Origin of the sequence: Pseudomonas sp. NBRC 111140 (genome assembly GCF_001320885.1) — a bacterium.
Taxonomy (GTDB): domain Bacteria; phylum Pseudomonadota; class Gammaproteobacteria; order Pseudomonadales; family Pseudomonadaceae; genus Aquipseudomonas; species Aquipseudomonas putida_P.
In genome coordinates, this window is sequence record NZ_BCBQ01000011.1 from 33,151 (window position 1) to 57,212 (window position 24,062).

General features: G+C 64.3%; 17 protein-coding genes. 9 read left to right on the forward strand and 8 right to left on the reverse strand.

What is annotated here, in order from left to right:
• Positions 1 to 52 precede the first annotated feature (52 nt).
• The 3 genes from APH42_RS05740 to APH42_RS05750 all read right to left on the reverse strand — a co-directional run bounded on the left by APH42_RS05740 (position 53) and on the right by APH42_RS05750 (position 4,114).
• Positions 53 to 2,539, reverse strand: coding sequence for a TonB-dependent siderophore receptor (locus APH42_RS05740; RefSeq protein WP_012272943.1), 2,487 nt, complete (start codon positions 2,537 to 2,539; stop codon positions 53 to 55).
• Between the two features lie 114 nt (positions 2,540 to 2,653).
• Complete coding sequence (locus tag APH42_RS05745) at positions 2,654 to 3,601, reverse strand: FecR domain-containing protein (RefSeq protein ID WP_060492910.1); 948 nt, start codon at positions 3,599 to 3,601, stop codon at positions 2,654 to 2,656.
• 3 nt (positions 3,602 to 3,604) lie between these two features.
• Entirely contained in the window at positions 3,605 to 4,114 is a 510-nt protein-coding gene (locus APH42_RS05750) for a sigma-70 family RNA polymerase sigma factor (protein ID WP_012272945.1), read from the reverse strand.
• A 171-nt stretch (positions 4,115 to 4,285) separates the two neighbouring features.
• Here APH42_RS05750 and APH42_RS05755 point away from each other — a divergent pair, with 171 nt between their 5' ends.
• The 3 genes from APH42_RS05755 (at position 4,286) to APH42_RS05765 (ending at position 8,261) form a co-directional block, all read left to right on the forward strand.
• Positions 4,286 to 4,804, forward strand: a complete 519-nt coding sequence (locus APH42_RS05755) for a sigma-70 family RNA polymerase sigma factor (protein WP_060492911.1) — start codon at positions 4,286 to 4,288, stop codon at positions 4,802 to 4,804.
• Positions 4,801 to 5,772 (forward strand): FecR domain-containing protein, encoded by a 972-nt coding sequence (locus APH42_RS05760; protein WP_060492912.1) that lies wholly within the window; start codon positions 4,801 to 4,803, stop codon positions 5,770 to 5,772. Before APH42_RS05755 ends, APH42_RS05760 begins: the two co-directional genes overlap by 4 nt.
• Before the next feature lie 98 nt (positions 5,773 to 5,870).
• Positions 5,871 to 8,261, forward strand: a complete 2,391-nt coding sequence (locus tag APH42_RS05765; protein ID WP_060492913.1) for a TonB-dependent siderophore receptor — start codon at positions 5,871 to 5,873, stop codon at positions 8,259 to 8,261.
• Positions 8,262 to 8,333: 72 nt separating this feature from the next.
• On the opposite strand, the gene APH42_RS05770 is transcribed toward APH42_RS05765, so the two are convergent.
• Positions 8,334 to 9,392, reverse strand: coding sequence for a sigma-54-dependent Fis family transcriptional regulator (locus APH42_RS05770; RefSeq protein ID WP_012272949.1), 1,059 nt, complete (start codon positions 9,390 to 9,392; stop codon positions 8,334 to 8,336).
• A 294-nt stretch (positions 9,393 to 9,686) separates the two neighbouring features.
• Between APH42_RS05770 and APH42_RS05775 the strand changes: the two genes are divergently transcribed.
• From APH42_RS05775 to APH42_RS05800, 6 genes are all read left to right on the forward strand, one after another.
• The gene (locus APH42_RS05775; RefSeq protein ID WP_060492914.1) at positions 9,687 to 10,760 is read left to right on the forward strand and encodes an ABC transporter substrate-binding protein; all 1,074 of its coding nucleotides are present in this window, start codon (positions 9,687 to 9,689) and stop codon (positions 10,758 to 10,760) included.
• A gap of 11 nt (positions 10,761 to 10,771) precedes the next feature.
• The gene (locus tag APH42_RS05780; protein WP_012272951.1) at positions 10,772 to 11,995 is read left to right on the forward strand and encodes a lipase family protein; all 1,224 of its coding nucleotides are present in this window, start codon (positions 10,772 to 10,774) and stop codon (positions 11,993 to 11,995) included.
• Between the two features lie 12 nt (positions 11,996 to 12,007).
• Positions 12,008 to 13,207 (forward strand): LLM class flavin-dependent oxidoreductase, encoded by a 1,200-nt coding sequence (locus tag APH42_RS05785; RefSeq protein WP_060492915.1) that lies wholly within the window; start codon positions 12,008 to 12,010, stop codon positions 13,205 to 13,207.
• A 4-nt stretch (positions 13,208 to 13,211) separates the two neighbouring features.
• Positions 13,212 to 14,765: an ABC transporter substrate-binding protein gene (locus tag APH42_RS05790; protein WP_060492916.1), complete on the forward strand. Its 1,554-nt coding sequence runs from the start codon at positions 13,212 to 13,214 to the stop codon at positions 14,763 to 14,765.
• 227 nt (positions 14,766 to 14,992) lie between these two features.
• Positions 14,993 to 17,569, forward strand: a complete 2,577-nt coding sequence (locus tag APH42_RS05795; RefSeq protein ID WP_012272954.1) for a TonB-dependent siderophore receptor — start codon at positions 14,993 to 14,995, stop codon at positions 17,567 to 17,569.
• Between the two features lie 27 nt (positions 17,570 to 17,596).
• Positions 17,597 to 18,685: an LLM class flavin-dependent oxidoreductase gene (locus tag APH42_RS05800; protein ID WP_012272955.1), complete on the forward strand. Its 1,089-nt coding sequence runs from the start codon at positions 17,597 to 17,599 to the stop codon at positions 18,683 to 18,685.
• A gap of 132 nt (positions 18,686 to 18,817) precedes the next feature.
• Here APH42_RS05800 and APH42_RS05805 read toward each other — a convergent pair whose 3' ends face one another.
• The 4 genes from APH42_RS05805 to APH42_RS05820 are packed head-to-tail and all read right to left on the reverse strand — an operon-like array spanning position 18,818 to position 24,062.
• The gene (locus APH42_RS05805) at positions 18,818 to 20,602 is read right to left on the reverse strand and encodes an ABC transporter ATP-binding protein (protein ID WP_060492917.1); all 1,785 of its coding nucleotides are present in this window, start codon (positions 20,600 to 20,602) and stop codon (positions 18,818 to 18,820) included.
• On the reverse strand, positions 20,599 to 21,426 hold the full coding sequence (locus APH42_RS05810; protein WP_012272957.1) for an ABC transporter permease: 828 nt from the start codon (positions 21,424 to 21,426) through the stop codon (positions 20,599 to 20,601). The genes APH42_RS05805 and APH42_RS05810 overlap by 4 nt, the downstream gene beginning before the upstream one ends.
• The gene (locus APH42_RS05815; protein ID WP_060492918.1) at positions 21,419 to 22,495 is read right to left on the reverse strand and encodes an ABC transporter permease; all 1,077 of its coding nucleotides are present in this window, start codon (positions 22,493 to 22,495) and stop codon (positions 21,419 to 21,421) included. The genes APH42_RS05810 and APH42_RS05815 overlap by 8 nt, the downstream gene beginning before the upstream one ends.
• Positions 22,488 to 24,062: an ABC transporter substrate-binding protein gene (locus tag APH42_RS05820; protein ID WP_060492919.1), complete on the reverse strand. Its 1,575-nt coding sequence runs from the start codon at positions 24,060 to 24,062 to the stop codon at positions 22,488 to 22,490. Before APH42_RS05820 ends, APH42_RS05815 begins: the two co-directional genes overlap by 8 nt.

A 24,062-nucleotide genomic window follows, 5' to 3' on the forward strand; every position in this document is an offset into this window, starting at 1 on the left:
CTCCGGCCATAGGCAAATGGCGCGGAGTATAACGCGTGGCGCCGGGGCTTGATCACCAGTCGTAGGTCATCTCCACCGACGCTACCCGCTCCTGCCCGTAGTAGCAGCCAAATGCGTAGTTGCAGTCCGATACGTACTCGCGGTCGAAGATGTTCTGCACATTCACGCTGGCCTGCAGGCCACGCAGGCTTGGGTCGAGTTTGCCCAGGTCGTAGCTGACGGTAGCGTCATACACGGCATAAGCCGGCACATCGAAGGTATTGGCCGAGTTGCCCGGCTTGCGGCCGGTGTAACGGGCACCGGCGCCAAAGGTCAGGCCATTGAGCATGGCCTGGGTGAAGTGATAGTCCACCCACAGCGAGGCAGACACCGGGGCCTGCGACTCGTTGCGGTTGCCCTGGTCGCCATAGGTACTCTTGGTATAGAACGAGTCGATGTAGGTGGCAGCGGCCAGGACATCAACGTTCTCGATGCTGGATTTGAGCTCCAGCTCCACCCCACGCGAACGCACCTCGCCATTTTGCGACTCGTACTGCGGGTACTCGGTATCGCCGGTCAGCACGTTTTTCTGCTTCACCTGAAACACCGAGGCCGTGAACAAGGTGCCCTCGAACGGCTGATACTTCAGCCCCACTTCGTATTGCTCGCCCTCGGTGGGCTCGAACGCCTTGCCGCCACGCTCTGGGGCCGCCGTGCCCAAGGTTGGCAAGAACGACTGGGAATAGCTGACATAGGGTGCCAGGCCAAACTCGGTGACATAGGTGAGGCCGATGCGCCCGGTGAACTTGCTGTCACGCTGGGAAGCAATGCTGTGCGCCAACAAGTCTTTGTTGTCGATTTCGGCCCAGTCCTGGCGCCCGCCTACGGTCAGGATCCAGTTGTCCAGCTTGATCTGGTCCTGCAGGTAAACCCCGGTCTGGCGCACGGTATTGTCCCAGCGGGTATCCAGTACCGGGGTGATGCTGCTGGTGTCGAAGTTGTTCTTGCCATAGAGATCGACGGGCAGCACGTTGTAGGCGTTATAGCCATCGTACTTGCGCGTGAAGTGACGGTAGTCCACGCCTGCCAGCGCGGTGTGCTGCAAGGCCCCTGTATTGAACTTGTATTCCAGGTTGTTATCGACGGTGTACGAAATATTGTGCTGGCGCCAGTCGAGCTTCACCCGGTTGGCGCGGGTGTAGTCCACCCCATCGCCCTCTGTCACGAAACTGCGCAGGTAAAAGCCTTTGTAGCGGTCACGGACATCGGTGTAGCGCGCGGTAGAGCGAAATGCCAGCTCGTCACTGAAACGGTGGTTGAAGTCGTAGCCGAAAATGTACTGGTTGCGTTTGTAATCGTTGTAATGCGAGTCGCCCGAGAAGAAGTCCCGGTCGATATGCTGGCCTGTCGGGCCACGCTTGAGCGAACCGATCATCGGCAGCGTCTGGTAGTCGGGCAGGCCATCGTCACGCTGAACCTGAGCGAGCAACGTCAGCGAGGTGTCTTCATTCGGCGCCCAGGTCAAGCTGGGTGCCAGCAGCAAGCGCTCGCTGTGGGCATGGGCGACCATTTCGTTGCCTTTGTCGGCAACGCCGACCAGGCGATAGGTGAAGACCTTCTGCTCGTCCAGCGGGCCGCTGGTATCGAAGGCACCGTTGACCCGGTTGTAACTGCCCGCACCAAGCTTGACCTGGCTACGCTGCTCGCGGGTCGGGCGCTTGGAGACCATGTTGATCAGCCCGCCTGGCTGGTTTTGCCCGTACAGCACCGACGACGGGCCTTTGAGCACTTCGATACGCTCCAGCGTGTAGGGGTCGATCTGGGGGGCGCCGCCCAGGCTGCCGGCGTAAGGCAGGTAGGCGCCGTCCAGGTACAACGGGGTCGGGGCAAAGCCGCGGCTGGTGATTTCATCGGCAATGCTGTTGCGGTCAGTAAAGCCACCGGTGGCCAGGCCCGGGGTGTAGCGCAGCGCCTGGGTCAGGTTGCGCGCACCTTGCGCCTGCACCTGGTCGGCGGTGATCACGTTGATGGCCTGGGGGATTTCCAGAATCGGCGTGTCGGTCTTGGTGCCGGTCGCGCTGCGGCTGGCGACGTAGCCGCTTACCGGCCCATAGGCGGACTCAACGGCCGTGCCGGTAACGCTGGTGGTATCGAGCTGCAAGGTGGAATCATCACCCACCATGGGCAGCAGCGAGTAGCTGCCACTGCCCTGCTTCAGCACCTGCAATCGGCTGCCGGCCAGCAACTGGCGCAGGCCCGCATCGGCGCTGTAACGGCCGTGCAGCCCAGGCGAATGCAGCGCCTGCACCGATGACGGCTCGAACGACAGCGTCACAGCGGCGGCCGAGGCAAATTGCGTGAGTGCCGTGCCAAGCGCGCCAGCGGGTATGTCGAAGCGCATTTCAGCCTGGGTCTGGGCAACGGCAGGTTGAGCGATCATCGCCGTTGCCAGCGGGGTCGCCAACGCCACGCTGAACAGCGCGCGATGCACGGCCCGCGCCAGGCTGGCTTTGGTCGGGTTGATCGGGAGAGTACGGTTGCATTCGTTGACAGCGAGCATGCGGTTTCCTTTCGCCCTGCGGCAGTTTTTTCAGTGCGCTTGGTGCGCGTCTACCTACAAGTCGAACGAGAACGAAAATCGATAACCCCTCTGACAAAAAAACAAGGACAGGCTTCAGGCCGCCTCGACACGCGTCCAGTAGCGGCTGAAGCGACGAATACGCACAGGTAACGTGGTGGTGAGGTTTTCCAGGACACTGTCGATATCGCTCAAATGAAACGCCCCGGACAACCGCAAATCACTGACGGCCGCATCACAGCCCAGGTACCCAGGGCGATACCGCTGCAGCTCGCTGACAACATCGGCAAGGCGCCAGTCATCCACGACCAACATTTCACGGGCCCAGGCGTCTGCCATGGCCGCAGCCGGTGTCAGGGCACCGATCTCTTCCAGGCGAAATGCCAATTGCTGGCCTGCGCCTACCCGCACCACCGCCGCGCCACGTGCGCTGCGAACTTCCACGGCATGTTCCAGCACGCAAACCCGGCTGGTCTCGCTGTCGCAGCGCACCGTAAAGCGTGTTCCTAGCGCGCGGACACTGCCCTGCCTGGTGTGCACGATGAACGGGCGAGACAATGCATCCGGCACGGTTTGCACCAGGATTTCACCCTTGAGCAATTCAAGTGCGCGAATGTCGGCGGTATAGCGAACGTTGACAGCCGTGTCGGTGTTCAACTGCAGTTGGCTGCCGTCGTCCAGTTGCAATGAACGGCGCTTGCCAACGCCAGTGCTCAAGTCAGCCATCAAGCTGGCAACGCCACCTTCGCGCAATGCCAGCCCACCTGCCGCGCCCGCCATCAGCAGCACCGACAGTACTTTGAGCACCTCACGCCGTTTGGCCCTGGCACTGTTCAACATGGGCCGCGCGATACCCGGCGCGACCTGCTGCAGCGTGCCCTGCAAACGCCCCAGGCGCTCCCAGGCCTGCTGGTGCCGCGGGTCACTCAGCAGCCAGCGCCGATGTGCCGCTCGCGTGGCCTCGTCAGCCTCGCAGCGCAGCTCGACGTACCAGCGTGCGGCAGCCTCCAGCGTGTTGCGATCCAAGGGGTCTGCACCTGTCACCGGTCACGCCTCAGCCAGCAGCAGGCAATGGGTCAGCGCCCGCACTGCATGCTTTTTGACGGTGGTAAGCGACACATTCAGGCGCCTTGCGATTTCCACATAGCTCAAGCCATCGAGCTGGGCCATCAGGAAGATTTCGCGAGTGCGTGTGCCCAGGCCGTCGAGCAGGCGATCGATCTCCATCAAGGTCTCGATGATCAGCAGGCGCGCCTCGGGCGAAACCTCTACCAGCTCGGGCCGTGTCGCCAGGGTTTCCAGGTAAGCCTGCTCCAGTGCCCGTCGCCGGAACATGTCGATCATCAGGCTGCGGGCCACGCTGCTCAAATAGGCCCGTGGCTGTCGCAGCTCAGCGGCCTTGCGCAGGGTCAGCACCCGGATGAAAGTGTCCTGGGCCAGGTCGGCGGCATGCTCCACACAACCGAGCTTGCCGCGCAGCCACCCGCACAGCCAGGAATGATGGTCCTCGTAAAGTGTGTGCACGGCTTTTTGCAGGGAAGGGTCAGCGCAGGGCATGGGTTGAACCGATCAAAACGTCTTTAATAATGACTCTCATTTAACCCGAGTCTTGCAGGGCTTAGCAATCGTATCTCGCCATCAGATAGTGTTGCCGTGTTCATCAGCCCTGGCCTACCATTGCGAAAAATTCTCATATGAGACCTTGTCGCATAGCGTAAGGATGCCCCGATGTCGCGTCTCGACCCCGCTTACAGCCAGCAGATTCACACCTATTACACCAACCACCACGGCTGGATTCGCGGTTGGCTGCACAAGCGCCTGGGCAATGCCAGTGATGCCGCCGACCTGGCCCATGACGTGTTCGTGCGCCTGCTGAGCAAGCCGCAGCAATTCCAGACCGAGCAGCACGCGCGCGCCTACCTGAGCACCGTCACCCGCCATCTGTGCATCGATTTCTGGCGCCGTCAGCACCTGCAGCAGGCTTGGCTGGAGGCCTTGGCCGCCCTGCCCGAACCCTTGGCACCCAGCGAGGAAGAGCGTGCACTGGTGTTCGAGGCACTCGAGCAGGTGCAGCGAATGCTCGCGCGATTGCCGGACAAGGTCTGCCAGGCCTTTCTGCTGGCCCACGTACAGGGCCTGGGCTACCGGGAAATCGCCAGGCAGCTGCAGGTTTCCGAACGCAGCGTGACCAAGTACATGGCCCAGGCGATGTACCAGTGCCTGCTGCTGGAACTGGACCTGCCATGAACGCCAGCGAGCGCCCGGACCACGCCACCTTGCAGGCAGCCGCCAACTGGTATGCGCAGTTGCTTGCCGCCCCGCAAGACCTGCAATTGCAGTTGCGCTGGCAGAAATGGCTCGGGACTGCACACGCCAACCAGGTGGCATGGGACCATGTGCAACGCATCAGTCAGCGTTTCTCACCGCTGAAACTACAGGCCGACGCCTCACTGCAGGCACTGGGCAGCGTGCGCCGCACCGACCTCGACCGCCGTCGCGCGGTTGGCCTGCTCGGTTTGCTGTGCGGCGGCAGCCTGCTGGCCTTGGCCGGCTGGCGCCTACCTGCCGCCAGGCGACAGCTGCAGGCACTCAGCGCCGACCAGCGCACCGGCACCGGCGAAGTGCGCAGCCTGCGCCTGCCGGACGGCGGCCAACTGTGGCTGAACAGTGCCACCGCATTGAACATCGACTACCGCGCCAACCTGCGCCGCCTGGAGCTGCTGGCCGGTGAAGTACTGGTAGAAACCGCCCATGACAGCCGGCCATTCGTGATCGACACCCGTCACGGCCGCCTGCAAGCGTTGGGCACCCGCTTCAGCGTCTGGCAACGCGACCAGGCCGCACGCCTGAGCGTGTTCGACGGTGCCGTGCGCCTTCACCCCGCAGATGGCGCAGGCAGCCTGGTGGTTGCGGCAGGATGGCAAGCGGATTTCGACCGCCATGGCGCACAACCGCCCCGTGCGGTGGACGAGTCGCGCCAGGCCTGGCGCGATGGCCGTCTGTTGGCCAACGACATCAGCCTTGGCGAGTTCAGCGAACAACTGCGTGCCTACCTGCCCGGTCATCTCGGTGTTGCTCCACAAGTGCAGGCGCTGCGGGTGATGGGCAACTTCCCAGCCAATGACCCGGAACGCACCCTGGCCATGCTCGAAAGCGCCCTGCCGATCAAGGTGCGCAAGACCTTGCCTTGGTGGTACAGCATCGAGCCACGCTGAACCCACCGTTTTTTTGCGCAGGGGTGTTCCGGTTTTACCCGGCTCGTTCGGATTAGCAGATGAACACCCAGCTTCATCTGCCCCCACAAGGAACACCCATGCCCCTGCTCCCGTTTACCTTGCGCCCTCTGCTGCTGGCTCTGCCGTTGCTGATCGCCACCCCGGTGATGGCCGACGACAGCCCGCGCCGCTACGACCTGCCATCCGGCCCGCTGGCCCAGCAGCTCAACCGCCTGGCCAGTGCGGCCGGTATCTACATTGTCGGCGATGGCGTGCTCAGCCAAGGCAAGGCCAGCGCACCGCTGCAAGGCGAATTCACCCCCGAACAGGCCCTGGAACGCATGTTGCTGGGCAGTGGCCTGATCGCCGTGCCCAGCGGCGAACGCCAGTATCGGCTGCAACCTGCGGCACAAGGTGCGGGCCTGCAACTGGCGCCCACCAGCGTCGATGCCTATCGCGACAGCGCCTACGGTGCCGTGAACGGCTACCTGGCCACCCGCGCCAGCAGCGCCAGCAAGACCGACAGCGCGCTGCTGGAAACCCCCGCCTCGGTGTCGGTGGTGACCCGTGACCGGATCAAGGCCCAAGGTGCACAGACCGTTACCGAAGCCTTGAGCTACACCGCTGGCGTGCACGCCAACGTCGCTGGCAACAACCCCACCGACAACACCTTGATGGTGCGTGGTTTCCAGCAGATCAACAGCGATGCCTACACCGACGGCCTGCGCAACAACAACATTGGCTATTACGCGCCGGAGCCGTTTGGCCTGGAGCGCATCGAGGTACTCAAAGGGCCGGCGTCGGTTATCTACGGCCAGGGCGAGCCTGGCGGCATGATCAACCTGGTCTCGAAAAAACCACTGTTTGCAGCCCACCGTGAAGTCGGTCTGTCGCTCGGCAATCACGACCGCCAGCAACTGAGCCTGGATGTCGGCGACCTGCTCGACAGCCAGGGCACCCTGGCCTACCGCCTGGTGATGCTCGGCCGTGATGCCGACAACGAGATCGACGGTATCAAGGACGACCGCCAGTACGTCGCGCCCAGCCTGACCTGGGCACCGAATGAAGACACCAGCCTGACCCTGCTGGCGTCGTACCAGAAAAACACCAACCTGTTCACCTCGAACATGGCCTACTCCCTGTTCGACGGCTCCAACCCCAACGGCCGCGTACCCCGCCACCGCTCGCTGAACGAGCCGGGCTTCGACCGCGAGCAGTCAGAGATGAACAACCTGGGCTATGAGCTGAGCCATCGCATCAACGACACCTTCAGCTTCCGCCAGAACTTGCGCTACAGCCACATGCACGGCTATCAGGATCAACTGTTTCGCAACAGCGGTGTGATCAATGGCAACACCCTGGCCCGCTATTACGAGCTGCGCGATTACAACAGCGACAACTACACCCTGGACAACCAGCTGCTGGCCAATTTCAACACCGGCCCATTGCGCCATGACCTGTTGCTGGGTGCCGACTACCTGCGCGGCCACCGCAGCCAGGACGTGCAGCACGGCGACGCGCCATCGATCAACATCTACAACCCGGTGCGCGGTGTAACGATCGACACTTCCCGCTACACCTCACTGTTGTCCACCGCCCGCGACGACCGTCAGGTCGGGCTGTACCTGCAGGACCAATTGCACCTCGACAACTGGGTCGCCACCCTTGGCGTGCGTCACGACTGGGCGCGCCAGGACAGCACCAATCGCATCAATGGCAGCCACCAGGTGATCACCGACGAGGCCACCACTGCCCGCGCGTCGTTCGGCTACAGCTTCGACATGGGCCTGTTCCCCTACGTGAGCTACAGCGAGTCGTTCAAACTGGCCAGTGGCAACAGTTTCGACGGTTCCCCGTTCGAACCGGAAACAGCCAAGCAATACGAAGTGGGCATCAAGTACCAACCGCCAGGCAGCGAAAACTACATCACCGTGGCAGCCTTCGACCTGCGCCGGCAGAACGTGGCCACGACCGATGTCGAGCACCCGGGCTTCAGCGTGCAGCAGGGTGAAGTGACCTCGCGCGGGGTGGAGCTGGAAGGCGTAGCCAAACCGCTGCCGGGGCTGAACCTGATCACCGCGTATACCTACAACGATGTCGAGGTAACCAAGGACAACCCGAACGCGCTGGGCGTCAGCAACAAGGGAAATGCACCGGTGCGGGTCCCACGTCATCTGGCCTCGCTGTGGGTCGACTACACCCTGCAGGGCGGGCCATTGGCCGGGCTTGGCGGCGGCCTTGGCGTGCGCTACACCGGCGCCACCTCTGGCGATGCGCAGAACACTTTCGAAGTGCCTGGCTACACCTTGGTCGATGCCATGCTGTCTTACGACTTCGGCAAGGCCAACAACGGCCTGCAGGGCTTGTCGGCGCAGCTCAATGTGAAAAACCTGACCGACAAGTACTACGTGGCCGGCTGCTTCGCCACCGTAGCCTGCCTGTTGGGAACGGGGCGCACCGTAACCGCCGACCTGACCTATCGCTGGTAGCTGGGTACGCCGCCGAACTTGCGGGAGCGGGCTTGCCCGCGATAAGTGCGCGGCAGCCCCAACACAGGCACCTCATGCCTTCGACAGTTCGCCAATCTTTTCCAGCCGCGCCCGCACAATGTTACGGCTGATGTTCAGCAAGCGCCCCGTCTGCAACTGGTTGCCGTGACAGTATCGATACGCCGCCCTGAACACTGTCTCCTCGATATGCTCATACAGGTTCGGCACATTCTGCTCGAACAACGCCAGCAACGCACTTTCCAGGTCAGGTGGTGCCGCGCTGGCTGTCGGCAAGTAGGCATGTGCAACCGGCGCCGCTACCTGTGGCCGCATATCGACCAGGTGCAGGTCCGCCGGTGCCACCACCTGATACCGGCACACCAGCAACGCATGGTGAATGGCGTTTTCCAGCTCGCGGATGTTGCCCGGCCAGCTATGCGCCAGCAATTTGCGTTCGGCATCCGGGCTCAACGAGGCACGCTCGTAACCCAGGCGTCGGCAATGCTCCTCGATGAAGAATTCCGCGAGCGGCAGGATGTCCCCCGGTCGCTCTCGCAGCGGCGGCAAGCGAATCGTGGCGACATGCAGGCGGTAGAACAGGTCTTCACGAAAATGCCCCGCCACCACTGCATCAGCCAGGTTCACGTTGGTCGCTGCCACCAGCCGCACGTTGATCGGGATCGGCGTGCGTGAGCCCAGGCGCACCACTTCACGCTCCTGCAGCACCCGCAACAACTTCACCTGCATGTTCAGCGGCAAGTCGCCAATTTCATCGAGGAACAGCGTGCCGCCGTTGGCTGCTTCGAACCAGCCGGCCTTGTTGCTGGTGGCGCCGGTGAACGCGCCTTTTTCGTGGCCGAACAGCTCGCTTTCCACCAGGGTTTCGGCAAAGGCACCGCAGTTAACCGCCACGAATGGCTCACGCCCGCGGCGGCTTAGGTGGTGGATGTGACGGGCGACCAGCTCTTTGCCGGTGCCGGTTTCGCCGATGATCAGGGTGTTGGCCTCGCTGGGCGCCAGGCGCTCGATGCGGCTGAGCAGCTCCTGGGAGCGCGGGTCCTTGAACACGAGCACGGTGGCACGTACCGACTTGGTCAGCTCGCGGGCATTGGGGTGGGTGATCAGCGACATAGGGGCATTCCTGGCAGTTGACGCGCAGGCCAATAGTGCATGAAACAAATTAGATCAAAAAATTATTAATTAATATTTATATATTCGAATTGGAAATATTCGATTTTTCAGCAGCCCATTGCTGCCACAGCAGCAACCCGCCAGCACTCGCCTGCCCGCCGGCCAGCAGGCCCGGCCCGCCGCACGCAGCCTAACCCTGGCTGAAAGCCCCACCACGCATGGTCTGCAGCCAATTTTCGAAGGGCTGGCATGCATTTCGCTCCTGGCCTGTAGAACCTTTGCCTGGAGCTGCACATGAACAATCCCTGGCGTCATGCCCTTGCTCTGTTGGGCGGCCTGTTCCTCAGCCTGGCTGCGCTGGCAGCCGAGCCACCGGCGGCGGTGCGCATTGCCATCGTCGCCTTCACCCAGGGCGGGGCGCCGGTGTTCGGCGGCATCCCCGGCCGGGTGATCGAGGAAGGCTGGCTGGAACAGCAACTGGCCGCCCGCGGCGTGAAACTGCAATGGACCGCCCTGCCCCATGCCGGCGCCGGGCCACAGATCAACGAAGGCTTCAGCAACGACAGCCTGGACTTTGCCGTGCGTGGCGACCTGCCTTCGGTCATCGCCGGGGCTGGCCAGGTGCCGGGCAAGCTGGTGGTGCCGGGCGGTAGCGGCAACAACATCTACCTGGTGGTGCCGAGCAATTCCACTGTGCGCAGCATCCAGGACCTCAAGGGCAAACGCCTGGCCCTGCACCGTGGTCGCCCGTGGGAGTTCGCCTTCAGCAACTTCCTCGAAAGCCAAGGCCTGAAACTGAGTGATTTCAAGATCGCCAACCTCAACCCGCAAGTGGGCGCCGCTGCGGTTTCCGCCGGCAAGGTCGATGCCGCCGTGTTGCTCAACGAAGCCTATGCCCTGGAAGACAAAGGCGTGGCGCGCATTCTCTGGTCGACCAAGCAAGGCGCCAATGATTGGCGGCTGGTCTCGGACCTGTGGGGCACCGACCGCTTCGTGCAGCAGCACGCCGACCTGACGCAACTGGTGGCCACCGCCTGGGTGCGCGCGGCCTGGTGGATTTCCCAGGAACAGAACCGCGACGCCTACTACGCGCTGTCATCGCGCGCGGGGGTCAGTGAAAGCGTGCTACGCCGTGACGACCAGGACGACCCCGTGGCCTGGCAAGCGCGCTGGGCGCCAAAAAGCGATGCGCAGCTTAAAACCCATTACGACGCCCTGGGCCAGTACGCACTGGCCAACCGGCTGATTCGCACGCCCTACGACATTACCAGCGACCTGGCCACGGGCTTTACCCGCCAGGCCTTGATCGACTTGCAACTGACCCATTACTGGCCGTCCCTCGACGCCCAGATCAGCCAACAACCTTGAGAGCCTTTCCCATGAAACTGCCTGCTTCGCTCGTCTTCGGCCTCAGCGCCCTGGCCCTGTCCATCGGCGCCATGGCCGCCGAAACCTACGCGCCAAAACCTGACCCGCAACAGGGCGATGGCCGCGTGTCGGCCTTCTACACCTGGACCAAGGCCATCCCCGCCACGCCCGGCAAACTGCTGCGCAGCGAACCGCTCGAGCAGGCGCTGAGCCTGCCCAATGCGGCCAGCGCACAACGCATCCTGTACACCTCGCTGGACGGTATCGACGGCAAGACGCCAATCGTGGTTTCTGGTGCGCTGTTCATCCCCAAAGGCAAGGCACCCGCGGGCGGTTGGCCGGTCGCCAGCTGGGGCCATGGCACCGTTGGCGTGGCGGATATCTGCGCGCCGTCCTGGGCCGGGCGCAGCTACCGCGACGTGCAATACCTCAACCGCTGGCTGGATGAAGGCTATGCCATCGTCGCCACCGACTACCAGGGCCTGGGTGTACCGGGCGGCCACCCATTGCTGAACAACCGCATGGCCGCTTACGGCATTCTCGATGCGGCCAAGGCCGTGGTCGCCGGCGTACCGGGGCTGGCCGACAAGGTGTTGATCATTGGCCAGTCGCAAGGGGGGGCCGGGGCCTTTGCCGCCGGGGCCTATGCGGCAACCTATGCGCCCAAGCTGGGCGTCAAGGGCAGTATCGGCACAGGGGTGATCTACACCGTGGGTTCGAAAAATGTCGGCGAACAGGACCAGAACAAGGTCGACCCGGCCCTGGCCTACGGCTTCTACACGCTGCTTGCCGCGCAGCAGTATGACCCGAGCATCGACCCGCGCGACTTCTACACCGACAAGGCCCTGCCACTGTTCGAGCAGGCGCGCACCAGTTGCCTGTCAGCACTGGTCAGCGACGTGGTCGGCACCGGCCTGACCCCGGCCAATGCCAAGAAGGACTACCAGGGCGACAAGCTCAAGCCCTGGCTGGCGCAGGTGTCGTACCCGACCTTGAAGCTGGCCCAGCCGATCTTCATCGGCACCGGCGCCGAGGACAAGACCCCCGCCGCCGCCACCCAGGTAGCGCTGATGCAGGACGCCTGCAAGGCAGGCTCGGTGGTGCAGGGCCACCTGTACAAAGGCCTGGGCCACAGTGAAACGGTGAATGCCTCGTTGAAGGACTCCATCCCCTTCGCCCGCCAGGTCATCAGCGGCCAACCGGTCACCCCTAATTGCAGCCCAAGCGTCCAGTAAGGAGGCCAGCCCATGAGCATCGAATTCTTCACCCGCCTGCCCCTGCATGGCGAAACCCAGTTCCTTCCCGGCGACCCGCGCAACCGCGGCGACTGGCATGCGGGCGGGCCCAGCACCGGTGCGGTGTCGGGGTTTGCCGTGGGTGATCACTTCACCTACATCGACTACCTCGGCCAAATCGCCCGCGCCGCTGAAATAAACGGTTTTGGCGGCGCGCTGATGGTCAATGCCCCCACCGGCGAAGAGCCGTGGACGGTGTGCTCGCTGCTGGCCCGTGAAACCCGCACGCTGAAATTCGTCACCGCCTTCCAGCCCTATCACTACACCCCATGGGTGGCCGTGCAGCAGGCCGCGACCTACCAACGCGCCACTGGCAATCGCCTGGTTTGGAACATCATCAATGGCGGTTCGGATGCCATCCAGCGCCAGGTCGGTGACTTCGAAGACCATGACCAGCGCTACGCCCGCGCCACCGAGTTCATGGACGTGGTGCGCGGCTATTGGCACAACGAGCAGTTCCACTACCAAGGCACCTACTACCGCGCCGAGGGCGGTGGCCTGCGCGGCCCGCTGAAAAAAGCCGAGCTGCCGCTGATCTGCACGGCAGGTTCGTCGGTGGCAGCGCGCGAATTCGCGGCCAAGCACGCCGACTTCTACCTGATGCGCGCCGAGCACCCGGACGAGATTGCCGCGCTGATCGCCGATATCCGCGCCCGCGCGCTGAAGTGGGGCCGCACCGATATTCGCTTTGGCCTGTCCATCGACGTGATCGCTCGCGATACCGAAGAGGCGGCACTGGCCGAGGCCAAGCGCTTCTTCGACGAAGGCGTGGCCAAGGGCACGGTCAAGGCTCGCGCTGCCCATGCGGGCCTGCGCACGGCACGCAAACTGAGCTATGAGCACGACTACAACGACAAGGACGAACAACAGGCCTTCGACGACTTCTTCATCCACCCCAATGTGTGGACCGGCTTCGGCTACATCGGCATCCCGCCCGGCTGCGCGCTGGTAGGCAGCTACGCCAACGTAGTGGCGCGCATCCGCGAGTACCACGGCATAGGCATCGATCTGTTCTTCCTGGCCGGCTACCCGCACCTGGAAGAAGCCTACCGCATCGGCGAGCACATCCTGCCGCACTTTCGTGACCAGCGCGCAGCCCTTGCCCGCCCTGTAGCCGAACCCGTGCAACTGCACGCCAGCAACGGAGCCTGACGCCATGGCCAGGGACGGTTACCCACTGAGCCGGCGCAGTTTCCTTGGCCACGCCGGCGTGCTGGCCGGCGGGTTGCTGGCCGGCTGCGGCCCCGCCGACGGCCCAACCCATGGCGTGGCCGACCAGCCACGCCATGGCGGGCGCCTGCGCCTGGGCATCATCGACGGCAACCAGAGCGGCAACCTCGACGCCCACAAGCCCATCGGCAGCGGCATCGTGCGTGGCTTTGCCCTATACAGCAAGCTGTGGGAATGGGACGAGCAGATGCAGCCGCGCCTGGCCCTGGCCGAGTTCGCCGAGCCCAATGCCGATGCCAGCAGCTGGACCTTGCGCCTGAAGCCGGGGCTGGAGTTCCACCACGGCAAGACCATCGACGCCGACGACCTGATCTTCTCCATCCGCCGCCTCACCGACCCGCAGCTGGCCTCGCCCTACGCGGCGCTGCTGCACTGGGTGGACCGCGACAACCTGGTCAAGCTGGACGACCGTACCGTGCGCCTGGGCTTTCGCGAAGGGCGCAGCTACCTGCCGCTGCCGGAGACCTGGGTCAACTTCGGCGGCATCGTGCCGGTGGACTACCACCCAGTCACCAACCCGGTCGGCGCCGGGCCTTACAAACTGAAAAGCTTCACCCCAGGTCAGCGCTCACTGTTCACCCGCTTCGACAACTACTACAAACCCGGCAAGCCTTATGCCGATGAACTGGAGATCATCGACTTCAAGGACCAGACCGGCCGCCTGGCGGCATTGCGGGCCGGGCAGATCGACATGGCCAACGTCATGTCCACCGAACACCTGCAGGTGCTGCAAGCCGACCCACGGCTGCGCCTGCTGAAGTCGGTGAGCGGCAACTGGCTGTCGTTCGACATGAACACCGCCAAGGCGCCGTTCGACGACCCGCGCGTGCGCGAGGCATTCCGCCTGCTGGCCGACCGTGACGAGCTGGTGCGCCGTGCGCTCAATGGCCAAGGCCGGGTGGCCAACGACCTGTATGCACCGTTCGACCCCACCTTCGACCACAGCATCGGCCCACGCCCTCATGACCCGCAGCGCGCAGCCCAGTTGCTGCGCGAAGCCGGCCATGAACAGTTGCAGGTGGAGTTGGTGACCACGCCAGGGCCGGGGCTGGCTTCGGCCCTGGTGCTGGCCGAGCAGGCCCGGCGTATCGGTGTGACCCTCAATGTGCGCCAGGTCGACCTGGCCACCTTCCAAGGGCCGCAGCGCGATGACTGGACCTTGAGTACCGGTGGCAGCATCGGTGCGCCGTTCCTGGCCAGCGCGATTCACACCGATGCGCCATTCGCCGTGGCCAACAAGACCCACTTCAACGACCCCGAATTCAGTCAGGCCTTTCTCGCCGCCATGGCCCAGCCAGACCTGGAGAAGCGCAAGAACCTGGTGCACCAGGCGCAACGCATTCAATACGAACGCGGCGGCATGTTGATCTGGGGCTTTGCCGACCTGCTCGACAGTGTCAGCACCCGCGTGGGTGGCGCGCAGGCAGAGCAGTCGCTGTTCAGTACCTGGCGGTTCGAGAGCCTGTGGCTGAAAACCTGACCCTGTTACTACGCGGTCTGCCTTTTGTAGGAGCGGCCTTGTGTCGCGATAGGGCCGCAAGGCGGCCCCAGGATTTCAGCGTCGATACATAGATTGCCGGGGCCGCTTTGCGGCCCTATCGCGACACAAGGCCGCTCCTACAGGGACGGCGTGTACCCAATACCAACCGCAGGCGCGGCTGCGCCCTCGTTTCTCCCACATTCCTACTCTTGAACGAGGCCCAGCCAATGCCCCGCGTTACCTTGCTGCACCCAAAATTCCAGCCTAGCGCCCTGGCGCTGGCCATCCTGGCCACCAGCACACCCATGGCCTTCGCCGAAGACACCCAACTGCAAACCGTCACCGTGCAGGCCGAACAAACCGACGACGACGCCCTGCCCACCCGTCCGCCCGCTTCGATCTATGGCGGCCTGGAAGCCAAGGTGCTGGACACCCCGCGCTCAGTCACCCAGATCAACGCCGAACAACTGGCCAACGACCCGATCCGCAGCTCCGACGACCTGGTCAAATACGCCCCCGGCATCACCCGCGGCGGTGGCCAGAACGCCGGTATCGCCCCGCAGATGCGCGGGCAGAACACCGAGGTGTTCCAGGACGGCCAGCGCGCCTACGGTGTACGTCACCCGGCCAATTTCAACGCCTACGAAGGCGCCGACATCGTCGCCGGCCCATCGTCGGTCACCTACGGCTCGGTCAGCGGCAGTGGCGGCTACGTCAATTACCTGAGCAAGAAGCCCGATTTCAACCGCTTTCGTACCAAGCTCAGCGGCGAGATCGGCAGCTGGATCCCCGATGGCGAGTCCCGCGATGCCACCAAGTTCAGCATCGACAACACCGGCCCGCTGAGCGACAACCTGGCCTACCGGGTAAGCATTACCCGCCAGCGTCAGGAAGACTTCTACGACAACGTCGAGAACAACTTCGACGCTTTCTACGGCGCCCTCGCCTGGCGCAATGACAACCTGCGGGTGGACTGGAACGCCGCCTACGACGACTACTACGACTACAACATCACCCACGGCTGGAACCGCGCCAGCCAGGGCCTGGTCGACCACGGCAAGTACTACGCCGGCCGCGCCACGCCGATCATTCAGAATGGCAATACCTTGTGGTCGCCGGTGCTGTCCTCTGGCGCCGCCGATGCCCAAGTCCTCGGTTGGGTACAACGCCAGCGCAATGCCCAGGGCCAGTACGCGGTGGTCAACGGCAGTTTCCAGGGCGCCTCGCCCAACACCCAGGCCAACCCCGGCAGCCTGCGTGGTTGGGTCTACGACCCCTCGCTTGCAGGTAACGGCCTGACTTCGCTGTCATCGCAGACCGGCCAGCGCGCGCAAGACGAAAACCGCTCGCGGCGCTTCACCACGCAACTGCGCGTCGAAGGCGACCTGACCTCGTCGATCACCCTGGCCAACAGCACCTTCTACCAACACTCCACCGACACCACCGACGCCGTGGGCGCGTTCCAGGTGCAGGGCAAGGACGACATCTTCGACAACCGCTTCGAGTTCCGCGCGCGCGGCCAGTGGCAGTTGGGCGACCTGACCCTGATCGACGACAGCAACACCGGGCTGATCTATCGGCGCGAGCGCAACGAGTCAATCGCCGCCAACAACAGCTTCGGCAGTACCATCAACGCGTATGACCTGACCCTCGACCCGACCTTGAAGAACCCCGGCGACCTGCTCGGCCTGAGCGGCCGCAACCCAGCTGGCGGCAACGCTGCCTGGATCGGCCAACCCGGTGTGCCGCAATTCTCCAGCTATTACGGCTGGCTCAACCTGCCCGCCATGTACCCGGCAGGGCACGGCCTGTATGCCGAATCGGTGGCGCCGTACACCGCAGACAGCACCTGGACCACCAAGACCCTGTTCAGCCAGCACAACCTGCGCCTGGGCGAGCGTGTAGGCCTGAACGTCGGCGCCAGCCGCAGCTGGATAGACGCACGCATCGAAAACCCATTCGTGCTGCCCGGCGGCAACCCGCGCAAGGACGCGAACAACTACCGGTTGTTTTCGGTGCAGGTCAGCCCCTATTTCAAACCCACGGACAACAGCACACTGTATTACACCTTCGATCGCTCGCTGGCGGTGAACACCGGCTTCTTCACCAACGGCCTGGGCTGGGGCAGTGGCAGCGGGGCCAACCAGCTCAACCCGCTGGCCTTCGAGAGCCTGAGCGTGTTGCATGAGGTGGGCTTGAAGGTGGAGGCAGTGCCCGACCAGCTGTTCCTGACCCTGGCGGCCTACCGGCAAGCCCGCGACCAGTCGCCGGACAGCAACAACAACATTGCCCGGCTGATCGTCAAAGGCTGGGAAGCAACCCTGCGCTACCAGGACCAGCACCTGCGCGGCGGCCTCAATCTCAGCCGCATCAGTGCCTACAACGAGTTCACCAGCCAAGCGGGGTTTGCCTCGGCGGGGTTCATCCCCGACAACGGCACCGTATTCGGCGACAACAACAGCCTCAACCAGCGCCCGTCCGGCAAGTTCGATGCCGTGCAGATCCCCGAATACAACGCCGGCGGCTATGTCGACTACCGCTTCGATTCGGGGTTTGGCGTCGAGCTTTCCGGCTGGTGGACCAGCAGTTGGTACCTGAACCTGAGCAAGACGGTAAAAGTGCCGGACGAATACAACCTCGACCTTGCCGTGTACTACCGCCAGCCCCAGTGGGGCGTAACGGTGCGCATGCTCAACGTCACCGACGAGCTGAATTTCGTCAGTGGCCTGGCAGGTTCCACCAACACTTTCCTGCAACCGATGCCGGGCCGCACGCTGCTGGCCCAGGTCGATTACCAGTTCTGATCACCCTCAACCTGAAAGGCCTCAGCCATGTCCATTGAATTCGTCGGCATGATCTTCCCCCGCCAGTGGTCCGAGACCCGTGGCGTGCGCACAGCGGACTTCGACCTGCCGTTCATTCGTCACCACGCCCGCGCCCATGAGCATGCCGGGTTCGACCGGGTACTGATCGCCAGCGGCCCAGGCAGCGCCGACAGCCTGCAGATTGCCGCCTATGCGGCCGCGCACACCGAACGCCTGGGTTTCATGATCGCCCACCGCCCGGCCCTGACAGCGCCAACGGTGGCCGCACGGGCATTCGCCACCCTCGACCATACCACCGGCGGCGGGCGCATCCGCCTGCACGCAATTACCGGTATTACCGCCGAGCCGCAAGAAGGTGACACCCTGCTGGACAAGACCGAGCGCTACCGGCGTGCCGACGAGTACCTCGAGATTGTCCGCCGCACCTGGACCGCCGAGGAACCGTTCGACTTCGAGGGCCGCTACTTCAACATCAAAGGTGCTTTTTCACCGGTCAAACCGTTGCAGCAGCCGCATATCCCGATTTCCTTCGGTGGCTCGTCCGATATCGCCTACCAGATCGCCGTCAAGCATGCGGATTTGTATGCCCTGTGGGGTGAGCCGCTGAGCGGTGTTGCCGAGCAGATCGGCAAACTCAAGGCGGCCGCGGCCGCCGCAGGCGTAGCCGCACCCAGGGTTAGTCTGTCGGTGCGGCTGATTTTGGCTGCCACCGAAGAACAGGCCTGGCAGCGCGCCGAACAGATCCTCGCGCAGATCAAAGCCAACCCGCAGTTTGCGGCAGACAGCCCGTGGCAGAAGCGCATCAAAGGCACCGGTTCCGAGCGCCTGCTCGCCGCCGCCGCCCGCGCCGACCGGCATGATCGGGCGTTGTGGATGCCGACGGCGACCGCAGTGGGTGCCTATGGCGATACCACTGCGCTGGTGGGCACGCCGGAAACGGTGGCCCAGGCGTTGCTCGATTATGTCGACCTAGGGGTGACCACTTTTCTCAACCGCGGTTATGACCCGCTGTATGACACGGTGGATTACGGGCGCTGGGTGATTCCGGCGGTGCGCGAGGAAGTGCGGCGGCGGCAGGCGCGGTTTGTGGGGTGAGGATGGGGTGTATGGGTTGGGGTTGCGTGTTGGCTTCTGGGTTCATGGCTTGGGGTATGCAGCACCTGTGAGATCGAGCGCCGCCCGCGCGGCGCTCGATCTCACAGGCACCAAACACCCCAAGCCATGAACCTAGAAGCCAACACGCAACCGAGGCGAATGCTCCACCAGCGTCCGGGTATACGCATCAACCGGCCTCCCAAGCACCTGCTCGGCACTCCCCTGCTCCACCACCCGCCCCTGTCGCAACACCAGCACCCGGTCGGCAATCGCCCGCACCACCCCAAGGTCATGAGTGACGAACAACAAGGTCAGCCCCTCCCCCTGCAAACGCTGTAGCAAGGCCAGAATCGACGCCTGCACCGACACATCCAGCGCCGAGGTAATCTCGTCACAAACCAGCAGCCTTGGCTCGCAGATCAACGCTCGGGCAATCGCCACACGTTGCCGTTCACCACCAGACAAGCTATGCGGGTACAAATCCGCCACCCGAGCCGGCAACGACACCCGCTCCAGCACCGCCTCGACCCGACGCCGCGCCTCACCACCACGCACACCGAAAAAGTGCGCCAACGGCGCGCTGAGCGTTTGCCCGACCGTCTGCCTTGGGTTCAAGGCCCGATAAGGGTTCTGGAACACATACTGAATCTGGTGACGCAAACGGGCATCACGCTCGCGTGCGGCAAACGCCAAAGGCTCGCCGGCGTAACGCATTTGCCCCTGAACGTTCTCGCCCAGCCCGGCAATGGCCCTGGCCAGGCTGGTCTTGCCCGAACCCGATTCGCCCACCAGCGCCAGGCACTCCCCTTGCCCCACACGCAATGAAACATCGAACAGCACCTGGCGATCGTAAGCGACATCCAGCTCCCGAACCTCTAGCAACACGGCTTCGTTCGGCACCGATTCAACCTCGACAGCCGCCCCCGCAAGGGGCAGCGGTTCTTGGTGCGGCACCAGGCAGGCGACCTGATGCTTGCCGTCGAGCGTCAGCAACGACGGTTCGATCACCGAACACTCGGCCCGATGCCGGTCGCAGCGCGGCGCAAACGCACAGCCATGCGGGCGCTGCCCGGGTGCCGGCGCATGCCCGGCAATCGCCTGCAGCGGCTGACGCCGGGCAACGTCGGGGATAGCCGCGAGCAAGGCACGGGTGTAAGGGTGCGCAGGGTTGCAGAACAGCGCCTCGCGCCCGGCCACCTCCACCAGCCGCCCGGCGTACATCACCATGACCCGGTCCACCAGCTCACGCACCACGGCCAGGTCGTGGGTGACGTAAAGCGCCGCCACACCGTGTTCACGGCACAGGCGCTTGAGGGTCTGCAACACATGGGCCTGGGTGGTGACGTCCAGTGCGGTAGTAGGCTCGTCGAGCACGATCAACCGGGGCCGCAGGACGAACGCCAGCGCCAGCATCACCCGCTGTTGCTGCCCGCCAGACAGTTGGTGCGGGAAGCGCCGCAGGAAGGCGTCGTCATCGGGCAGGCCCACCTCCACCAGGGTTTCGCCGATGCGCTTACGCACAGCGTCGCGCGACAGCTTGGGCTGGTGCGCCAGCAGCGTTTCACGCAGCAAGGCCCCCAGGCGCAACGCCGGGTTCAGCGCCGTGGCTGGGTCCTGGGCCACGTAGCCGACCAGCCCGCCACGGGCCAGGCGCAAGGCTTCGCCTTCGAGTGCCAGCACCGACTGCCCTGCCACCACCACCTGCCCGCCAACAATGCGCGCGCCCTGCCGGGCGTGCTGCAACAATGCCGTGGCCAAGGTGGTCTTGCCTGAGCCGGACTCGCCGACCAGGCCGACAATCTCCCCCGCCGCCAGGCTGAAGGAAACCTCGGCCAACACCTCGACCTGCCCAGCCAGTTCCACCCGCAGCTCGCTGACTTGCAACACGTCGCTGTCGACCTTCAAAGGCGCATTCATGACTGTTTCTCCCCGACCCGTGCGCTGACCCGGCCAATGCCCTCGGCGAGGATATTGGTGCCATAGGCAAACACGCCGATCAGTAACGCCGGAGCCAGCACGGCCCACGGCTGCACCAGCAAGCCGGCCTGGTTTTCATTGATCATCAGCCCCCAGTCGGCAGCAGGCGGTGCCACCCCGTAGCCCAGAAAACTCAAGCCCGACAGCATGCCCACCGCCCAGGTCAGCATGTTGCCGAAGTGCACCAGCAGGGGCGTAAGAATATTCGGCAGGATTTCCTGAAAGAGGATGCGCCAACGCGGGTAACCCATCATCTGCGCAGCCTCGACAAACTCCTGCCCGGCTACCGCCACCGCGCTGCCGCGCGCCAGGCGGATGACGCCTGGGGTGAAGGCAATGGCTACGGTCAACACGATCAGCCACGGCGCCCTGCCGAGCATGGACACGATCAGCAGCACCAGGATCAGGTCGGGAAACGCCAGCGACACATCCGCCGCCCAACTGATCGCCTGGTCCAGGCGCCGACGCGAGAACCCGGCCAGCAAGCCCAGGCTGCCACCGACCAGCAATGCCAAGGTGGCTGCGGCAACCGACATCCACAGTACCGATAACCCGCCACTGAGCAGCCTCGATAACAGGTCATGGCCAAGAAAATCATGCCCCAGCGGCGCTCCGGCGGCCGGCGGGCCGTACACCGGCCCCACCATCGCCGTGGGAGCATGCGGCGCCAGCCAGGGGCCGAACGCGGCCAACAGCGCCACCAACAAGGTGATCACGGCGCCACGCCGTACCTGCGGGTCGGCCAGCCAACGGGATTCAGTCATGGGTCGCCTCCTGGGCAGGGGTGCTGCGCGCGCGTCGCCACCACGGGCGGATACCGCGGCGGATACGGCGGATCATCCGCACCCGGCGCGCGGTACGCAGCTTGGGGGTAAGCAATACGGTCAACAGATCGGCCAGCAGGTTGATCAGCACCACCGCCAGGGTGATGACCAGCACCACGCCCTGGATCATCGGCAGGTCGCGCATCTGGATCGCTGCGTTCAACGCCGTACCTATACCTGGGTAACTGAAGATCACCTCTGCCAGCAGGGCGCCGCCGACCAGCGTGCGCAGGGTCAGCGCCACGCCCTGGATCGCCGGGGTCAGGGCATTGGGCAACGTGTGCCGCCAGACGATGCGCCGCTCGGGGATGCCGCGCAGACGGGCGGCGATCACGTACTCGGACTCCAGCGCCTCGATCATCGAGGCACGCACCATGCGCGTCAGGTACGGCAGTGCCGACAAGCTCAGGGCCACTACCGGCAGCACCAACGATTGCCATTGCCGCCACAACGGCAACTGCGGGTCAAGGATCGACACCGCCGGCAGCCAGCCCATGCCCGGCATGGAAAACACCAGCACCAGGCCGATGGCCAGTAAAAAGCCCGGCGTGGCCTTGAGCAGAATCAACGCCGACAACCCCCAGCGGTCCAGCCGGCTATCGCGGCGCAGGGCCAGGTTCACGCCCAGCAGCAGCGCCATCGGCACCACCAGCGCCAGCACCCCGGCCAACAAGGCCAGGGTATGGCCCAACCGGCCAAACAGCAGCTGCGCCACGGGTACCTGGGAGTCCAGCGAAATGCCCAGATCGCCGCCCAATGCGGCGCCCAGCCAGCGCAGGTATTGCACCAGGATCGGCTGGTCGAGGCCCAGTTGGCGTTGCAGGGTGAGGATACTGTCCAGCGGCGCATCCGGGCCAAGAATCACCCGCGCCGGGTCCGAGGGCAGCGCCTGGGTGGCGACGAACACCACCAGGGTGATCACCCACGCGGTGAGCAGGCCATAGCCCAGTCGGCCGATGAACCAGGCCAGCCATGCCGGTGTGCGGGGCGTGTGTCGTGTATCAGGCATTGGGGTTCAACCAGAGTTCGTCAAAACGCCAGGAGGCGAAGGTGGTCTGTTCCGGGGTGAGCCCGCCCACCTTGGCCGACGCGGCATCGAGCACGTCGGAAAAGCCCCAGACCAGCAACCCACCACGTTCGTGCTGGATGGTTTGGGCTTCATGCACCAAGGCCTTGCGCAATGCCAAGTCAGGCTGGGCCAGGGCTTGCTGGAACAGGTCGGTAAAGCGCGGGTCGTGGAAATTGCTGCGGTTGTAGATGGCCTGCGGTGCATCGTTGTGCAACGCCGAGGCGAGAAAGCCGCGGGCCGGAGTCGAGCCCGGCGACAGCTGCCATTGCTCACGCTGCGGGCCATTGAAGACGGACCCATCCACCTGATTGACCTTCACCTGCACCCCGGCTTTCAAAGCCTGCTGAGCGAACACCAGCGCGGCGTTGACACCGGCCCCCGGCGTGGTTGTCAGTTCGACACGCAAATCGCTCTGCCCGGCCTGACGCAGCAGCGAACGGGCCTGGTCCAGGTCGTAGGGGCGCTGGGCGATGGCATGGTTGAAGGTGGGGTCATGGGGCGAATACAGGTCATTGGCCACCCGCCCAAAACCATTCAGGCCACGCGCCACCAACTCCTGGCGGTCGGCCAGCAGGCGGAACGCCTGGCGCACCCGCACATCCTGAAACGGCGCCTTGGCCATGTTCAGGTTGAAGCCGGTGAACGAGGTGGTCGGCGAGGCATACAGCCGCAGCCGTGGGTCGGCCTTGAGCAACGCACTGTGCTCGGCCTGCACACCACTGGCCACGTCGATCTGCCCGGCACGCAGCGCTGCGGCCCGCGAGACCTGGTCCTTAAATTCGATGATTTCCAGCTCATCCGCATAGGGACGGTTGGGCTTGTAGTAGTTTTCGAAGCGGGTGTAGAGCGAGCGCTGGCCGGGGATGAAGCTTTTCAGCCGGTACGGGCCGGCACCGACCGGGTTGGTCACCGGGTGGTAGTCAGTGGGCACGATGCCGCCGAAGCTGATCAAGGTTTCGTCCAGGGGGTAGAAGCTTTGCCCCTGCTTGAAGCGAACTTCGAGGGTGCGCGCGTCCAGCTTGCGCAAAGCCTGCCGATCGATGGCGCCGACCAGCCCGGCAAATGGCGAGGCCAGTTGCGGGTCGGTCAGGCGCAGGATCGAGAACAGCATGTCATCGGCGGTGATACTTTTGCCGTGGTGAAATTCCAGCCCAGGCTTCAGCCGGATGGTCCAGGCACTGGCATCGGCGTTCGGCTCGGCGAACTCGGCCAGTGCCAGGCGCGTGCTGACATCAGCATTCCATTCCCAGCACTTGGCGTACAACGCCCAGCCGCGGATGATGCCGCCACCCACCGGTTTGTGCGCATCGAGGTTACCGGCCTGGTCACCGTCGATAATGCCCACCCGCAGTCGCCCGCCACGCACCGGCGTGCCCGTCGGCACCGCGCTGGCGGCTGCTGGCGCGCCGCTGTCGCAGCCGCTGAGCAACCCGCCGCCAAGCAGCAGGCTGCCGCCAACGGCCAGGCTGTTGCCGAGAAACACCCGGCGCGAAAACAGCTCGCTCAT

What these genes read in the sequence shown, in the direction of transcription:
- APH42_RS05820 (WP_060492919.1), bottom strand. Translation starts at nt 24,062, where the DNA reads ATGAGCGAGCTGTTTTCGCGCCGGGTGTTTCTCGGCAACAGCCTGGCC.
- APH42_RS05770 (WP_012272949.1), bottom strand. Translation starts at nt 9,392, where the DNA reads ATGTCGCTGATCACCCACCCCAATGCCCGCGAGCTGACCAAGTCGGTA.
- APH42_RS05740 (WP_012272943.1), bottom strand. Translation starts at nt 2,539, where the DNA reads ATGCTCGCTGTCAACGAATGCAACCGTACTCTCCCGATCAACCCGACC.
- APH42_RS05775 (WP_060492914.1), top strand. Translation starts at nt 9,687, where the DNA reads ATGAACAATCCCTGGCGTCATGCCCTTGCTCTGTTGGGCGGCCTGTTC.
- APH42_RS05800 (WP_012272955.1), top strand. Translation starts at nt 17,597, where the DNA reads ATGTCCATTGAATTCGTCGGCATGATCTTCCCCCGCCAGTGGTCCGAG.
- APH42_RS05765 (WP_060492913.1), top strand. Translation starts at nt 5,871, where the DNA reads ATGCCCCTGCTCCCGTTTACCTTGCGCCCTCTGCTGCTGGCTCTGCCG.
- APH42_RS05755 (WP_060492911.1), top strand. Translation starts at nt 4,286, where the DNA reads ATGTCGCGTCTCGACCCCGCTTACAGCCAGCAGATTCACACCTATTAC.
- APH42_RS05795 (WP_012272954.1), top strand. Translation starts at nt 14,993, where the DNA reads ATGCCCCGCGTTACCTTGCTGCACCCAAAATTCCAGCCTAGCGCCCTG.
- APH42_RS05810 (WP_012272957.1), bottom strand. Translation starts at nt 21,426, where the DNA reads ATGACTGAATCCCGTTGGCTGGCCGACCCGCAGGTACGGCGTGGCGCC.
- APH42_RS05785 (WP_060492915.1), top strand. Translation starts at nt 12,008, where the DNA reads ATGAGCATCGAATTCTTCACCCGCCTGCCCCTGCATGGCGAAACCCAG.
- APH42_RS05805 (WP_060492917.1), bottom strand. Translation starts at nt 20,602, where the DNA reads ATGAATGCGCCTTTGAAGGTCGACAGCGACGTGTTGCAAGTCAGCGAG.
- APH42_RS05760 (WP_060492912.1), top strand. Translation starts at nt 4,801, where the DNA reads ATGAACGCCAGCGAGCGCCCGGACCACGCCACCTTGCAGGCAGCCGCC.
- APH42_RS05750 (WP_012272945.1), bottom strand. Translation starts at nt 4,114, where the DNA reads ATGCCCTGCGCTGACCCTTCCCTGCAAAAAGCCGTGCACACACTTTAC.
- APH42_RS05815 (WP_060492918.1), bottom strand. Translation starts at nt 22,495, where the DNA reads ATGCCTGATACACGACACACGCCCCGCACACCGGCATGGCTGGCCTGG.
- APH42_RS05780 (WP_012272951.1), top strand. Translation starts at nt 10,772, where the DNA reads ATGAAACTGCCTGCTTCGCTCGTCTTCGGCCTCAGCGCCCTGGCCCTG.
- APH42_RS05790 (WP_060492916.1), top strand. Translation starts at nt 13,212, where the DNA reads ATGGCCAGGGACGGTTACCCACTGAGCCGGCGCAGTTTCCTTGGCCAC.